Consider the following 15,945-nt stretch of genomic DNA (forward strand, 5'->3'; position numbering starts at 1 on the left):
CGCACACGGTCTGGCGAGCTTCCCGGGCGGTGTCCTGTTGGGCCTCAGCCGTGGACGTCGGCGCGAGTACGTCACCGTCCTGCTTCACGACGGCGACGTCGAGATCGCCGCCGAACTCCTCGACGGCGGGCATCGATGGGTGTCGGACCACTCGAGCAGGCCAGCCGTAGGCGTCCGTGCGGTGCGCCCGGCGCGTTGCTGTGTCCGAGGGGCGACACGCTGCATGCGCACACGCCTATTTCCGGCCTGAGCCCGATCGCCATTCGCGGTGTCGAGTGCGCCGCCTCAAGGACTGCCATTTCGATCCCGCATCTGGCGTGCCTGGGACTGCTCGAACTCTGAGGCGTGACTTCAAGCGGCTCCACGCGCTCTAACTCCCGTGGACGGACGGCGCCTCGTAGATCACCTCCGCGACGGCGCCACCGTGCCACCGTTCCACGCGAAGGGTGTACTCACCGATGTCCGGGATGCCGTAGGGAACGGTGACCTCCACCAGAGCATCGCCTGCGCGGCCCCGCTTCCTCGCCGATTGCTCGTGCGGATGGTCGGCAACCGGCAGAAAGACGTCCTTGCCGCGCTTGGGTGCGTTGGGCACGTGCATGCTGCCCGTGTTGCACGGCGCCCACTCGATCTCCGGGTGTGCAGCCATCAGCCGTGCGGTGTCCACATGCAGCACGGTCTGGTAGTCCTCCCGGTATGCGCGAGCACCCAGCAATCTCGCGAGCCGATCAAGCGACGCCCACAGGTGGACACGACCGTTGAGGAGGTCCAAGTACTCCTGCTCACTTGTACTGGGAGTGAGCACGTCGCGGAGGAACTTCAGAGGCCGCTGATCACGGATGACCGCGGTTCCATGGGTGGGGTGCCGAAGCAGCGTCTTGTCGCGTCGAACTCCGCCGAGGACCTCCGTGCGCAACGGAGCCGAAGCCTCGAACAGCTCGAGGAGCGCGACTGCGGATAGCAGGCCGTGGCGCCGGGCGCTCGGCCAGGTTCCATCCTCGGCCACGTGGTAGAGGACCGGATACCGCTCGATCAGGTCCTCAGTTGTCACACAGAACACATGCAGGACCCCAGGTAGGCATCCGTGCCCTCAGGAACGCTGCCTTCTGTCCGCTCGTAGCGCGGCGAGTGCTTCTTGAGGTGCATTCCGACCGCTCTCCGCGCTCTGGGACGGCCCATCATCCAGCCGGAGACATCTGCCGGGGCGTTCGGCGCCACCCCGCGCACCGGACCGGCAGGCGACCGGGCGAGACACGGTGACGGCGTCGTGACGTAGGCCTCCTACCGTCGGGGCAGCAGAGTCGGAGCAGGGCGCGGGCCGAGTCCGGAATCCCGGCGCGCAGATCGAGCCGGGGCAGCCGCAGTGACCTACGACCACGCATCGCGACCGGGAACCCCTCGCCCGGGTGGCACCGGTGCCCGGCCCGGCTCCGTCGCAGACGTCGCGGGGCAACCCGGCCGCCCCCTCGATGGCGAGCTGCGCGCGCGGATGTCCCGGCGGTTCGGCACCGATCTCAGCTTCGTGCGCGTGCACGACGACGACCGGGCCGCCACGACGGCCAGCGACCTGCGGGCCGACGCCTGGACGCTGGGACCACACATCGGGTTCGCTGCCGGCGCGTTCCGTCCGGACACCCCCCGGGGTGACCGGCTGCTCCAGCACGAGCTCACACACGTCCTGCAGCAGCGTCGTGCCTCGGCGTGGGAGGTGGACGCCGCGGCACGGGCACGTGTCGAGGACGATCCCGCCCTGGAAAGCGATGCGCGGCAGGTGGCCGCCGGCGGCTTCCCGCGCGGGATCGACTCACCCGCCCGGGTCGCCCGGCAACCCAGCGGTCAGCAGGCGGACGAGGGAACCCACACCGGTGGCGGTGCCGCCGGTATCAATTCCGCCTACGACGCCCACGTCCGGCTCACGTACTACGTCGACGAGGCGCGGACCATCTCCCAGCAGGTCCTCGACGACCTCGACAGTGGGCGGGTGGACCACCGTCAGGCCCGCGAACTCGCCTCGCGGCTGCGGAACGAGGCGCTCAACGCGACCCGCGAACGCCTGACACCCGGTGGTGCCGCGGTCTCCGAGGCGATCAAGGAGGAGGGCCGCACCCTGCCGGAGCTGCTGGCGATCTACAGCGAGCGGATCGTCCGCAGCGATCCGGCGCGCTTCGGGTTGTCCGTCGCAGACCTGGCCAACCCCGAGCGGGTCCGCGCGGTCGCCCGCGGGATCCAGGACTCCGAGGAGGTCTCCCGCGCGATCGTCTCCGCTGCCGGGCGCACCAGCCGCGCGATGACCGTCGTCGCCCGGGTGTCCCGGGTCGCCGGTCCACTGGGGGTCGCGGCGTCCCTGGGCTCGTCCATCTACGAGATCTCACAGGCGGAGCCCGGCGTCGAGACGGCGCGGGTGGCCACGCGGGAGGCCGGCGGCTTCGCGGGAGGCTGGCTCGGGGCGAGCGCGGGCGGGCTGGCGGCCGGGTGGACGGCCTCGCTCCTGTGCGGGCCGGGGGCGGCCGTCTGCGCGATCGTCGTGACGTTGGTCGTCGTCGGAGCCGCCGCCTACACCGGCGGGCGTGCGGGTGAGTGGGCCTCGGAGAGCGCGTTCGAGGCGATGGTGTTCACGGTGCCCCGTGCCGTGACCGGGACCATCGTCTCGGTCGCGGAGGGAGCGGTGGCCGTCGGCCAGGGTCTGTCGGCCGCCGTCACAGGTGCCGCGACGTACCTGATCGACTCCGTGACGGGGTCGCTGGACCCGATGAACTGGGAGCTCAGCCCCGACCTGCCCGCGCGGGCCCGGGCCGACCTCCAGGCCGTTGGCTTCGCGCTGTGGGCGCAGATCCGGCCGGGCTCGGTGTGGGTGACCGGACGAACGCCGCAGAGCCAGTTGCAGGGGTTTCTCACCGACGCGAACCGACCGCTGTCGTCCTACCGGATCCCCGCTGTGCTCCTCGTCTCGATCGCCGGGGCGCTGAACCAGGCCCTCGACCGCCGTGGTGCGCCCACCCGGGTCACCCCGGACCAGATCCTCGGCTGGAGGACCACCGAGCTCGTCGTCTTCCTCCGGGACAACGGCCTGCTCGCCTTCCGGCAGGAGCCCGCGGACCACGGACGGGAACTCCGGCAGGCCGGAGCCCTCCGCCCGTCACGCTAGGCGGAGCCGAGGTCGCGCCGTCTCACGGCGACCCGGTGCACTGGAGCTGTGGCAGTCGGGCCGACACCGCGGTGATCTCGGCCAGCTCCTCCTCGACATCGGCCAGCCGGGTGTCCGCATCGGTCGCGAGGCGTTCCTGGAGGGCAGCCCGCGCGCGATCCAGGGCGTCGAAGAACGCGGCACGTTCACCGCGCCGGAGTGCCTCTCGCGCCTCGCCCAGCGCGCCGGGCAGCGCAGCCGTGGCACCTGCTCCGGGCGCTTTCCTTCCGCCGCCCTCCTCCCCGGACGCGAGGTCGTCGCGTGAGGCGACGTCGTCGCGCAGGACGAGCACCCCTTCCAGGAGCCGCAGCTGTTCGTCGATCGCCTGGCCGGGGCCGTACAACGAAGTGCTGGCTCGGATCTCGGTCGGCTCGATGACGGCGCCGAGCCCGGCCGAGCGCGAGGGCAGTACGCGTTCTCCGGAGACCGGCGATGCGGAGAGCTCCGCAGAGTCGAACTCGATCCCGTGGTAGTCGTCGAACTCCTCGACGTCGGCTCCCTGGAGGCCCAGCGGGATGACCGTGATCCCGGTACGGCGGAGCAGGCGGTACCGGTAGGAGAGGTACAGGCACCCGGCTTCCGGATCTCCTCTCGCGACGGCCAAGGCGATGCTCTCGGAGCGGGAGGCGACGACGTCGGCCCGCTGGGCGACGAACTCCTCCAGCGCGGGCGCGACGACTGCGTCGAAGTCGCGGGCGACGGCGGCCTGCTCTCGTTGCTGCTGTTGCTGGGCGCGCAGTCGCTCCACTCCGATGGCGAGCGCCAGCAGAGCCAAGGCCCCGGCCACCCCCCTCGCCCGGGCCCGCAGCCGGGCGCCGAAGGGGCCGGTGCGCGGACCCCCACGCAGCGAGGGGCGTGCCGTTCCGGGGGGCGAGGTCGGGGCTGCGACGTCCCGGAAGACGACGCCGAGCCGACGCAGGCGCGCCGTCACGCCCGTCGACCGTCCACCGGCGTTCGTGACGACGAGGGAGACCCGGCCCGGGAGTGGCAGGCCGTCGCGCAGAGCGGCGCGGGTCTGCCGCAGCAGGCGCAGCACGTGCTGCCGCATCGGGAGATCCCGCACGCTGAAGCCCTCGACGGCGCTGATCATCTCCTCGACGTTGTTCCCCAGGTTGCGGCTGGGATCGATCGCCGTGGCCGAGCCGACGTTCCCGCGGCGCGCGAGCGACTTGTTGTCCACGATGTGGAGCTGACCGGTGCGCACGTTGTAGAAGAGGCCGTCCTCGCCGCTGCTCGTGACTCCATGCCCGGCGGCGCCACTCGGGCCGCGGATTGCCGCCCACCCGTCCTCGTAGCGATAGAGCGTGAAACCCATCGCCTGCTCTCCGGCGTAGCCGCGGGCGTGCCGCGGGTCGGTCTGACGCCGGAGTCCGGGCGGGCCGCCGGCGCGACCCTGCAGGACGTGAACCAGCTCGTGGACCAGGAGGTGGACGCCGGATGCCGTACGCGGCTCGTACTCGCCTCTGCCGAACACGACGTGCTCACCGAGGGTGAACGCACGCGCTCCGACCGCTGCCGCTGCCTCTGCGGCGGTCTCGTCGTCGTGCACCCGCACCCGGGAGAACGCCGCACCGAGGGACCGCTCCAGCTGTGGACGCACCGTGACAGGCAGCGGTTCTCCCCGCCCCGCCACGGCGTCGGCCACCAGGAACCGCGCGGGACCCGCCGGTTCGAGCGGCGCAGTACTGGCGTCCCGGGCGGTCCGGAGCGCGGAGAAGCCGCCCGTGGCGACAGGAGGCCGTTCCCCGCTGCCGATATCCGACCACCCGGCGCCCGTGACCCTGTCGGCCACGCGCTCGGCCGCGACCTCGTCCGGCTCACCGGGCCGGCCGGCCTCGGGGGAGCGCCGGCTCAGCGCGCGGCTGAGCTCGTGAGTAAGGGCCGGTGCGCCGGTCCATGCGGCCGGGTGGTCGTGGCGCTCTGCCAGGGCGGGCGCCGGCGTCCATGGTCGGACGACCGGCTGAGGAGGGCGAGCGGCGAGGGTCACGGTGCGAGGGACCGCTGCCGTTCCGGAAGGGCGCCCGGTACGGCCCGGCGCCTGCACTTCGACGTGGTAGGTCGCCATGCGACCACCTCAACCCGGAGGCGTCACGGCGGCATCACCGGACGGTTGCCGGATCCTCAGCCAGGAGAGCCCGGCCGGACGGGGATGGAGCCGCGCACACGAGGCACGCGGCTCCATCGCAGGTGCCCCAACCCAGGAGTCGAACCCAGCGGACTTACGTGGACGACGGAGCGACCACGACGGATCACGTCCGGTGCAACCTCGCACTCTGTCGGAAGCTCGTCCAGTTTCCGCCGGTGGTCGGCCGAGGGTCAAGGCTCACGGAAGCGCGACGTTCGGCGGGCGGTCCGCCCCGGCCGGTGCCAGGACGGCGGTGAGCGACCCGGATTGGAGCCGGTCCGTCACCCCGGACGCGAGGGTGTCGGCCACCACCCAGAGGTGCGTGCCGCCCGGATCCTCCGCCTCGATGCGCACGCCGGTGGTGAAGCCGCTGAGGGACGACTCCCGGACCATGAGGTACGGCCCGAACGTGCCGATCACCCGGATGCCGTCGACCGGCGACCGCTCCTCGTTGTGCAACCGGCGGAGCTCCGCGAAGGTCTCGAGGACGGCGAGGCGGCCGACGTTCCCGACGAAGACCGCGTGCCGGCCCCGGTTGTAGAGGGCAGGCAGCGACACCGACACCACGTTGCGGGAGATGAGGACGTCCTCGGCGAGGTCCCGCCCCCGGGTGGTGGGGTCGGACGTGCCGACGTGGATGCCCTGGCACACGCCGCTCACGACGTTGTCCAGCACGCGGATCGTCCGCGCGCGCCGTCCGGCCACCACGATGCCCTGCAGCCCCGTGACCAGCTGCGCGACGCTCCTCGCCCCGACCAGCTCGTGCGCCCTGGCGATGGTCCCTTCGTCGATCAGTTCCCGCGCGGCCCGGCGGAGGGCCTGGCGCATGGACAGGCCCTGCGGCAGGAACCTCTCCGCACGGCTGCGCAACTGGTCCTGCAGGGCCAGCAACCGGGGTCCGTAGCGGAGCTTGTCGTCGGTGTCGGCGCCCACTCTGGCCAGTTCGGCGACGAAGGGCTCCAGCGGGAAGGTCTTCGACGTCGCCACGTGCACGATGTCGTTGCCACGGATGAGGACGTCCTCGCCGTCGACGACGAGCAGCCCGATCTGCCCCGTGCCCACCTCGAGGCGATTGCCCTCGATCCGCACCTCGCGGGGGAGCGCGGCCGTCGACCCGCGCACGGTAAGGCCGGTCTGCGAGCGTTCACCGGTCGCGTCGGGGCAGGCGAGATGGCACTCGGAGACGCGGATCCGGGTGCAGCCGACGAAGGTCAACGCACCCTCCAGCTCCGCGGACGCTGCGCCGCCCTCGGCCCGGAGCGCCGTGACCTCGATCTCCTGGCAGCCCTCGAAGCGGAACACGGCCTCCTCCCGGGGCGCGGTCACCACCGTTGCCGGGCCGACACCGGTGACGACCACGCGGCGCCGGTTCGCCAGGCGCACCGCGCGGGGCAGCGTGTAGCGGCCGGCGGCCAGGCACAGCTCGCCACCGCTCACCGGCAGGCTGTTGGCGAGGGCCTGGAGGTCGTCGCCGGGGAACGCCGTCACGGTGCACGTGGTGCGTGGCAGTGCCGTGAGCGGCGGGAACGTGGGCCGGCAGTCCTCGACGGTCCCGGCCGTCAGGTCGAGCATGGCCAGGGCGACGAAGGAGTGCGGGATGCCGTCGGCGGCGACGGCGGTGCGCGGCTCCACGCCGGTGCTCGAGGCCGGCCGCAGCCACGCCTGCCAGGCGTCCCCCGTGAGGTAGGTCGCGGCGACCGCCGGGGTGCCCACCGTGGCGGCGGCCCGGAAGCGCAGGCCGAGGTCGACCGTCCGCACCAGGGCCGTCACGTCGGTGGCGGCCCCGACCATCTGCCCGTCCCAGCGCCGCACCACGATCCCGCCGCCGCCCGTGGGCACCCCCGACACCGCCCGGTCCAGGGTGAGCCGGTCACCTGCCTCGTCGGGCGTCACGACGGTGACCCGGTAGAGCGCCCCGTGCGCCCGCCGGTCGGCCCGGCGGGTCAACCAGGACACCTCGACCAGGTCCTGGGCCGCGAACTTCACCGCAGGGCTCCGGCCCAGCCGCACCTCGTTCCCCGCGATCGACAGCGCCCGAACCGTGCTCGCGCCGTCGTCTGCGGCCCAAGCGAAGCGAGCCGTCGTCGCGCTGCCGCCGTCCAGCACCTCGACCCGGAACAGGCCGTTGGGCAGCATGCCCAGGGGGTCACCAGGCGGGTCGCACGGATCCGGCGTGGTGGCCGGCACGGCCCGGGAGATCGTCATCAGCCCGGTCGAGAGCGCCTCCGGGCGGAGGGCCGCCAGGGCGGCCTGGCAGTTCGCCGCGGTCGTGGCGGTCACCCGGACCCGGAAACCCACCCGCGTCCGGGCGCCGGCCTCCACCGGATCGAGCGCCGGATCGACGATCTCGTCCCATGCCTCGGCGGGCTGCAGGTGCTCGGGGAAGACGTCGAGGAACACCAGCGCGCGGCCCGCGGCCGGGAGGTCCGGCACGTCCACCTGGTCCCGGTACCGGAACGCGGTCGGGGCGTACGCCGCCTGCCCGTCGACCCAGATCCGCCCCGGCTGGAGCGTCAGGTCGCGGGGCGCGGTGGTCGTCAGCCCCACCTGGAACGCCCGGCTGCCCACCGGTACGCCGGCCGGGCCGATGACGTCCCGGGCGGCACCGCGCAGGGTCCGGTCGGCGGCGTCGATGTTGAGGTTCCACTCGTGGTCCAACAGGACACGACCCTGCTGCATCCGGGCGCCGGTCCAGCGTTCCCCGTCCCGCAGGGGCACCTTGGTGTAGTCGCCGATCATCGTTCCTCCCAGTCGGCCACGGTCACCTCGGCGGTCATGCCGAGCGGGACGAATTCGTCGATGCGACGCCGTAGCCGGCGGACCCGCGCGGCGCGGCGGGTGCGGTGGTAGGCGCCGATCTCGCCTCCGTCGCTGGCCCCGGACAGCAGCGGCACGTCGGGCTCCAGTTCCAGGCAGAAGTACCCGGCGGCGTCGAACGCGACGGACACGAAGGTGGGCGGCTCGAACGGTCCGCAACGGTAGGTGACCGGGAGACGCGGCGGCGTGGACAGTGGCGGCCCCAGGTGGCAGTGCCGCAGGCAGCCCTGCTGCTGCTGGACGACGTCGATCCCGTCGGCGAACAGGCAGTCGACGGCGTTCACGGCGTCGACCCGGACCGGGCCGGCGAAGGTGACCCCGTCGGCGGTCAGCGCCGGGCCGAAGCGCACCCGTGCCGCGACGGCGTCGACCCCGGCGGGGGCGGTGTCCGGGCCGCAGGGGTCGAACCCGTGGCCTCGGCCGTCCACGACGCAGTCGGTCAGCTCGACGGGGAGCGCCGACAGCTCGGCCCGGATCGGACCCAGGATGCAGGCGCGCGCCGACAGGGCGAGCTCCCAGGCGGTGGCGTCGACGAGCAGCCTGCCTCTGCCTGGGTGCATGGTCAGGCCGGTCAGCTCCAGCCCGGCGAGGCGTGCGCCGGCGACGAGGTCGCCCAGCAGGAAGAAGCCGTCCAGTTCGACCCGGGCGCCCGGGAGGTCCAGGGAGAGGTTGCCGTCGACGACGGGTGTCATCAGTGGGGGCGCCACGATCCGCCAGCGCGGCAGCGTGGGGGTGAAGGTCTGGGCGGGGGGTGCAGCCAGGCGGCCGGCGGTCAGCAGCCGGATCTCCACGTCGGGCACGCCGGGCGTGGAGTCCGCCGCCGACAGGCCCGCGGCGACGGATCGCTGCTCGCCGGCCGTGAACGCCGCCGCCAGGTCGGGCACCGTGCCGTCGGGCCGCACCTCCACGACGACACGGGCCCGCGGATCGGCGTCCCCGGTGGACGCCAGTGCACCCAGCGTCCCCGGCACGGCGCGGTGCCAGGTGACGGTCGGCGTCCCCCTCAGGGCGCTGCCCAGTTCGACGGACCCCCGGTTCACATCCACCACCACCTGGTCAGCTCCGGGTGATGCCGGGGCGGCCGCCCCGGGCGGGAGACTCCCGAAGCGCAGGCGGTCCCAGGGGACTGGCGAGCCGCCGACGGTCACCCGGATCAGCCGTGGGTCCTCGTCGGGCGCCGACGCGAGCGGATGCGTCGTCGCCAGGGCCAGGGAGGAGCCGTAGGTGATCTCACCGGGGGCGGCGAGGGCCTGGAGGACGGCGTAGGTCGCGCGCACCGGGGCGTCGGTCTCGTCGCCCGTCCGCGACGCACGTCCCTCGGCGTCGCCTTCCGCGGCGACCCGCGGCGGGCGCGGCCGGAGGTACAGCGGGGCCGGGACACCCAGCGGGTGCAGTGCGAAGCGGCGGGTCCCGGGGAGCGCCGTCGCCTGTGTGTCGACCAAGGTGCGCACCTGCCACGGCCAGACGACGGCGGTGACCGCGGCCGGGGCCCAGGGGCCGTCCGGCCGCACGCTGCGGCGGGCCTGCTCGAAGGGCCTGCCGACCCGATGGGCGGCCGGTTCACGCAGGTCCAGGGCAGCGGGCCGCAGCGGCGGCGCGTGACCGAGGTGCTGCGCCCAGGTGGTCACCTGCCACCCCTCGACGACCCGCGCGGTGAGGCCGGTGAGGACGAAGGCGAAGTCCTCCAGCGCCGCCGGCGTCCCCTTGCGCCGGCGCAGGGCGATCGCGAAGGCCACCTCGGCCCGTTCGGCGTCCGAGGGCAGCCCGAGGAGCGCTCCGAGGTAGGGGACCACCCAGTCGGCGCAGCTCTCGATGAACAGGTCGTCCCAGAGCGTGTCGATGTCGGCCTCGAGCAGCGCGCGCTGCCCGTCGACGGCGCGGAGCAGCAGCTCGAGCAGCCGGACACCCGCGGTCGGGTCGGTGACGTCGGGTCCGGGCGCGTCCAGGACGGTGGGCGGCAGCCAGCGCGCGACGCCGCGCCCGGCCTCGGCGGCGGTGTCCGGACTGGTCGTCACGTCGGCTCCGGGGTGACGTCGGGGGTGTCGGCGAGCACGAGCAGTCGGTACCGGTCGGCTACCACCCGCCCGATCGAGGCGGCCGCGGCCGGCGCGGTGGTCGGGCCGGCGCCCCTCGGGTCGGTGAGGACGAGCGACGAGAGACCCAGCACGCCGGGCACGGCGTGCACGACCGCGACGACGTCGGAGCGGTCCAGCGGCTGGCCGAGGCGGCGCTCGAGGGGGTCCAGCGGGCCGCCGGCCGCCGCCACGCTCGCGGCGACGGCGCCGACCACGTCGGTGACCACGAACCGGGGGTCGACGGCGACGCGGCAGATCAAGCCGAGTGCGGTGACCGCGGCCGGCGCGACGCACAACGGCACGGACGGATCGCGGTGCGCCTCGAGGAAGGCCGCCAGGTCGCGCACCTCCGAGGTCACCGGGGCGCGGACGCGTCCGCCGGTGTCGGCCCGCAGGAAGGCCACGTGCTCGCCGTTGGCCCCGCAGCGGTGGCCCGGCGGGCCGGCCCCGCGCCACGCCGTCGCATGGCTCACGCCGGGGAAGGACAGGGCCAGATCGGCCAGGTCCTGACGGGACACCGCGCGGCCCAGTGCCCGCGACCGGGTCGGCGCCAGGCGGGCGATCCGTCGCTCGTCGTCGCCGTCCGCGCCGCCGACCGTGGCTCCTGCGCCCCGCACCCCGACCACGCCTCGGATGCTGCCGAGGAGCGTGTCGATCGCCCCCGCAGGCAGCTCGCCGACCGACCCGCCGCCGACCCGGTGGGTCTGGGTGACATTGCCCTTGCCGGTGGTCGGGCGGTTCCCCTGCTCGCCGTCCCCGAAGCGGACGAGCATCCCGCCGTCGGCGGTGAGCTCGGTGGAGTAGGCGTCCACCGGTCCGGCTCCCGACAGCGTCGGCAACTCCTGCCACCGCACTCCGTCGACGCGGACCTCGAGGCTGGAGACGACGTTCCCGTCAGCGGTGACGTCATGGGCGACGGGCGGCTTGGGTACCTGCATCACCTGCCCGGCCCGGGCGGCGTCGCCGCTGCCGAGGACGCCGGACGTCATCGCCCCGTGCCGGATGGGCGCGAGGTTCGCGGTGGCCGGGGCCCGCCCGATCGGCCCGTCCGGGGCGTCGTCGAGGAGGTCCAGCACCATCCCGCGGGGCACGTCCGGCCCCGACGCCGCGCCGGCCTCCTGCGTCGCCGGCTGCGCCTCGGCGCACCCGAACACCTGCCAGTCGCCGTCGCCGGACCCGACCCGGATCGCGAGGCGCTGCAGCGGGTTGGCGGCGTCGTGCGCCGGCGCCGGGTAGATGCGCACCTGCGGCCGCACGCCCGGCGTCGCGGTCACGGCGTCCGGGATGACGTACGTGCGGGCCGGCACCCGGCGGTCCACCACGTACGCCGTGACCGGCCGGCCCGCGGACGACGCAGTGGTGAGCGCGGCGACCGGCGCGGCGAACTCCAGCCGGGAGGCACGGGTGGTCGTGCCCGGGACGACCGGCCACTCCACGATCCGGTGCGCCGAGACAGTCGCGATGTCGCATGCGGGCGTCGTGCCGTTCCAGTCCACCAGCGCCACCTGACGCTGCGCGGACAGCTCCTCCAGCGCGGCGTCGAGCACCACGTGCGTACTGCTGACCGCCGCCGTGGCGCTCGGGTAGAGGCCGGTGATGATCGGGGCGTCGACGGTGCCGGGGGCGGGCACCCGGACGACCTGCGTCACCCGGCGCGCGGAGCCGGCGGTCCCGACGATCCGGTACGCGGCGTAGGGCGTCGTGGTGCCGGGCAGGAGGCTCGTGAGGTCGCGGTCGAAGGTGACGACCACGGTGCCCAGGTCCTCCGCCCGCTCCGTCACCACGGCCACCGCCACCGGCCGGTTCTTGCTTATCACGGGGACGAAGGCATTCAGCGCGAGCAGCCAGCCCCAGTAGGAGAACCAGGTCAGCGGGCCGGAGACCGTGGGGACGTCCTGCTCGGCCACGAAGAGCACCCGGTCACCGGGCGCGAACCCGGGGTCGAGCAGGAAGCGCAGCGTCCGGTCCGACGGGGCGGTGGGCACGGGCACCGCCGTGGCGGTCAGGCCGGCCCAGTCCGCCCGCAGGACCGTGTCCGCCACCACCTCGAAGGTCTGCGCCGCCCGCTGCGTGGTCCCCGGGGCCTGCACGCGGGTGCCGGCCGGGACCGTGGGCGACGCCCCGACGTCGACGTCGACCTTCACCCATCCCCGGGCCGCGACCCGCGGCTGCGGCCGGAAACCGGTCAGCGCCACGATGCGCTGCAGGTCGGTCCAGTCGCGCGCGGTGCCGAGGTAGCACTCGCCCGCCGTGAGCGCGGTGTAGGCGGCAACGCCATCGGCCACGAACGCCCACAGTTCGGCCAGCCGCAGCCCGGCCGGGTCGCCCGCCAGGTCCCAGGAGCGGCCCAGCAACGGCCCGTCGACGTCCGGGCGGGTCTGCTCGACGGCGGCCACCAGCCGGTGGAGGAACCCGTGGAAGTCGCTGAGCTGCCGGTCCAGCGTGCGCCGCCCCGGCGGGGAAACCGGCGCGGTCAGCCCGGTGTCCTCGGCGCCGCAGGGCCGGTCGGTCGCACCGTTCACCTGTGACCCTCCGTTCCGCGGACCACCACGTCGAGCCGGCCCCGCGTGGGTGTCGCCGGGTCGTCGTCGAGCACCGGCAGCTCGGTCGCGGCCGCGGTCAGCACCTGGTGCACGGTGCCGGGGGGCTCACCGAGCCGCCGCGCCTCGCGCACCTCGACGGCGTCCACCCCGGGCACCGCGGAGACCGCCGCGAGCACCGCGGAGACGTACACCGGGCGCCCGAGCTGCAGCCGCGACGGGGAGAACAGGCCCGGGGCCTGTGCGGTGCCCGGCCGCAGCACGGCGAGGACCCGGCGCCGCACCTCCTCCGGGTCCGCGCCCGGCGTCGCGCACACCTCGAGGGAGATGACGAGCCCCGCCGCCGTCCCCACGCTGACCCGTCCCTCGGTGCCGAGCATGCGGATGTCGTCCACCAGGGCGGACAGCTCCGCGAGCCGCACGTCGTCGGGTTCGGGTGCGCCCGTGCCGGTGTCCAGGAGGTCGACGACGGTCTGCACCACCGGCCACGATCCGGACCAGCTGCGCTCGGCGGCCGCCCCCTGCACACCCGGCTCCCGTGCGACGGCGGCGGCGTGGTCGACCACCGACACCGCCCGCCGCGGGGCGGCGACGTACAGCTGGGGCGCGTCCCGGCGGGTTGCGTCCAGCGGCACGGGCTCCCGGCCGCCGGCGGCGGCCTCCGGATTGCGGGCCACGACGCCCGGCACGGTCGTCCAGACGGGCGCCGCGTCGATGTTCCCGGCCGCGGAGTTGCGCTCGAGCAGCTGCAGCGCCCCGGCCGGCACGTTACCGACCTCGCCGGCACCGACCTCGTAGCGGGCCCGCACCTGGCTTCCCAGGGGCGGAGCCAACCCCACGGCGCCGGTGCGGAAGCGGGCCACGGGCGGCTCGTGGTCCTCCACCTCGAGCACGTACGCCAGCTGGGTTGCCGACGTGACGGCGAGCAGCGAGGGCACGTGCTCGGCGAGCACGCGCCCGCCGGAGGGCAACAGGACACGCAGCTCGAGCCGGTACGGCGTTCCGGAGGACCGCCGGCTGACCCCCGGCACCCCGCCGGTGCCGCCGCCGGTGAGCCACACCTCCCCGGGCCGTCCCCCGTCCCGGGGAGCCGCCGCGGACGGCCCGCCGACCAGCCGGCCGTGGTGGGCGCGGACGAGGTGACCGCGGGCCACGGTGACCTCGTCCCCCCCGGCGCCGGTGTCGATGCCGACGGGGTAGGGGCGGGGCAGCGCGTCGGCCGCTCGCCAGCGCACGCGGGACAGGCGCATCCCGGTCGGCGCGAGCGGATCGGCGAGGTCGGTCACCTCGGTCAGGGTGACGACGGCGGCGGCGCGGCTGGGCAGCGGCTCGCGGAAGCGTGCGCGGGTGCCGTCGACGGCGGGCCACGGCGCGGCCGGATCGCGCCGGGACCACGCCCGGTGCCGTGCGCGGTCCTCCGGGTCGACCACCTCGAACACGAGCGCGTCCCCCGCCAGCAGCCAGGGCGCGCCGGCCGCGTCGGCGGGCAGCGGACGCACCAGCACGCACTCGGTGGCTCCCGCGGGAAGGCAGCAGGCATCCTCGCCCCAGTCGTAGATCGGGATCTCCCCGAGCGCGGGGTGCACGCTGAGGGGCTGCTCCAGTTCGAGAGTGAACCCGAGCGTCTCCCCGGCCGAGGCCACGGCGGTGTCCTCGGGACGGACGTCGACCACACTGCCGTTCGCCTCGGCCTGCAGCAGCACCCACGCGGTCGCCGACACGGCCTCGGCCGGCACGTGGTCCATCAGCCGCGCGTGCCGGCGCACCGACGTGCGCAGCCGCGCCGTGCCGAGGTAGGCCTCGGTCGCCATCCGGTCGAGCCGGTAGTGCAGCAGGTCCCCGGCATGGGCGAACAGCTCCAGGACGGTGATCGCCGGGTCCGCGGGGGAGAGGTCGGCCGCCGGGTCCCGCCGGAGCAGGTACTCGATCAGCGCCGCGCGCAGGGATCGCCAGTCGCGCGCCAGGTAGTCGTGCACGGGCGAGGCCCGGCGCGGTGGCCGCGCCGGCGGGGTCTCGAAGCAGGAGCCCGGATCGGGGCACTCGGGGCGCAACCGGACCGGCAGACGGGTGCGCAACGGGTCGAACGGCACCAGCGCCAGCGGCGGGTGGGTGGCGTCGCCGGCGCGCTCGGGCAGGACCTGCAGCAGGTAGCGGCCGGGATCGGGGGTGCCGGTCAGGGTCAGCTCGACGTGCGGCTCCGGCGCCGCCACGACGGCGGCCAGCGAGACCTGGACGGCCTGGGCGCCGCGCGCGGCCTGCAGCGTCCAGCGGCGCGGCTCGGCCAGCTGCGCCGGTGGCGTGCCGTACAGCCAGACGTCGACGATCCGGCCCGCGCCCGTCGTGCGCACACCGGCGCCACGCAGACCGTGGGCGGGCGCCGTCGGCGCGAGCAGCGCCGCGGGGCGGTGCACCGCCGGGCAGTCGGGGAGCAGGCCGCCGGCCGGATCGAGGACGTCCACCCGGATCACCCGCCCATCGCGACCGTGATCGTGACGGTGGGGCCTGGCCGGAGCCGGGGCCGGTAGGCGACGCGCACCACGAGGGTCGACTCCGCTCCCCGGGACGCCGACGGCTCGGCCACCACCTGCTCGACGACGATCCGGTCGCCGAGTGCCTGCTCCAGCGCCCCTTTCGCACGCATCTCGATCAGCCCCGGGAGGGCGTCGCTGAGCGGTTCGAACAGCGCCGTCGCGCCGAGCCCAGGCCCGAACTCCGGCCGGTGCAGTCGCTCCCGCGGCCCCGTCAGGAGCACCAGCCGTACCAGGTCGGCCAGGTGCCGGTCGTCGTCTGCCGGGACCAGCCGGCGGTCCGGCCCCACCCGGTACGGGTGCCGCGGCTGATGCGCTCCACCGGTGATGGGGGCGCGGGGCGCGGTCATCGGCCCGTGACCTTCGTCTGGAACCCGGACACCTGGGCAGGCCCCTGCGGTGCTCCCGCGGCGTTGACGCACAGGCCGACGGAGTCCGACAGCAGAACAGCGGCGCCGGATGCCTTGACCTTCCCCGCCGCGGTCCTCCACTCGACTCGCATGCACGGCGACGGAGCGCCGCTGACGTTGAACGCACATCCGGCGATCGTCACGGGGTCGTTGCGGGTCAGCACCTTCCCGCCGCCCACGGTCACGGTGGCGCTCGGCGTGGCCGTACCCGTGCCGCCGTGCGGGCAGGTGATCGTCACACCGTCGTGCAGGAGGGACCCGGGCAC

Annotated in this window: 9 protein-coding genes; 1 reads left to right on the forward strand and 8 read right to left on the reverse strand. The window is 74.7% G+C overall.

From position 1 onward, the window contains the following. Window positions 1-370 precede the first annotated feature (370 nt). Window positions 371-1,051, reverse strand: coding sequence for a DUF7002 family protein (locus ACI797_RS11440; protein WP_456858717.1), 681 nt, complete (start codon window positions 1,049-1,051; stop codon window positions 371-373). A 312-nt stretch (window positions 1,052-1,363) separates the two neighbouring features. Here ACI797_RS11440 and ACI797_RS11445 point away from each other — a divergent pair, with 312 nt between their 5' ends. Beyond that, a complete protein-coding gene (locus ACI797_RS11445) occupies window positions 1,364-3,145 on the forward strand; it encodes an eCIS core domain-containing protein (protein ID WP_456858718.1) in 1,782 nt (593 codons plus the stop codon). A gap of 22 nt (window positions 3,146-3,167) precedes the next feature. On the opposite strand, the gene ACI797_RS11450 is transcribed toward ACI797_RS11445, so the two are convergent. The 7 genes from ACI797_RS11450 to ACI797_RS11480 form a co-directional block, all read right to left on the reverse strand. Next, window positions 3,168-5,249, reverse strand: coding sequence for an eCIS core domain-containing protein (locus tag ACI797_RS11450; RefSeq protein ID WP_456858719.1), 2,082 nt, complete (start codon window positions 5,247-5,249; stop codon window positions 3,168-3,170). 258 nt (window positions 5,250-5,507) lie between these two features. Beyond that, window positions 5,508-8,048 (reverse strand): DUF6519 domain-containing protein, encoded by a 2,541-nt coding sequence (locus ACI797_RS11455; RefSeq protein WP_456858720.1) that lies wholly within the window; start codon window positions 8,046-8,048, stop codon window positions 5,508-5,510. Continuing rightward, the gene (locus tag ACI797_RS11460) at window positions 8,045-10,141 is read right to left on the reverse strand and encodes a hypothetical protein (RefSeq protein WP_456858721.1); all 2,097 of its coding nucleotides are present in this window, start codon (window positions 10,139-10,141) and stop codon (window positions 8,045-8,047) included. The genes ACI797_RS11455 and ACI797_RS11460 overlap by 4 nt, the downstream gene beginning before the upstream one ends. Then, on the reverse strand, window positions 10,138-12,723 hold the full coding sequence (locus ACI797_RS11465) for a hypothetical protein (RefSeq protein ID WP_456858722.1): 2,586 nt from the start codon (window positions 12,721-12,723) through the stop codon (window positions 10,138-10,140). The genes ACI797_RS11460 and ACI797_RS11465 overlap by 4 nt, the downstream gene beginning before the upstream one ends. Continuing rightward, the gene (locus ACI797_RS11470; protein WP_456858723.1) at window positions 12,720-15,200 is read right to left on the reverse strand and encodes a hypothetical protein; all 2,481 of its coding nucleotides are present in this window, start codon (window positions 15,198-15,200) and stop codon (window positions 12,720-12,722) included. Before ACI797_RS11470 ends, ACI797_RS11465 begins: the two co-directional genes overlap by 4 nt. 5 nt (window positions 15,201-15,205) lie before the next feature. Further along, window positions 15,206-15,619 (reverse strand): GPW/gp25 family protein, encoded by a 414-nt coding sequence (locus ACI797_RS11475; RefSeq protein WP_456858724.1) that lies wholly within the window; start codon window positions 15,617-15,619, stop codon window positions 15,206-15,208. Beyond that, a complete protein-coding gene (locus tag ACI797_RS11480; protein WP_456858725.1) occupies window positions 15,616-15,945 on the reverse strand; it encodes a hypothetical protein in 330 nt (109 codons plus the stop codon). Before ACI797_RS11480 ends, ACI797_RS11475 begins: the two co-directional genes overlap by 4 nt.

It is taken from the genome of Geodermatophilus sp. SYSU D00691 (genome assembly GCF_054050275.1).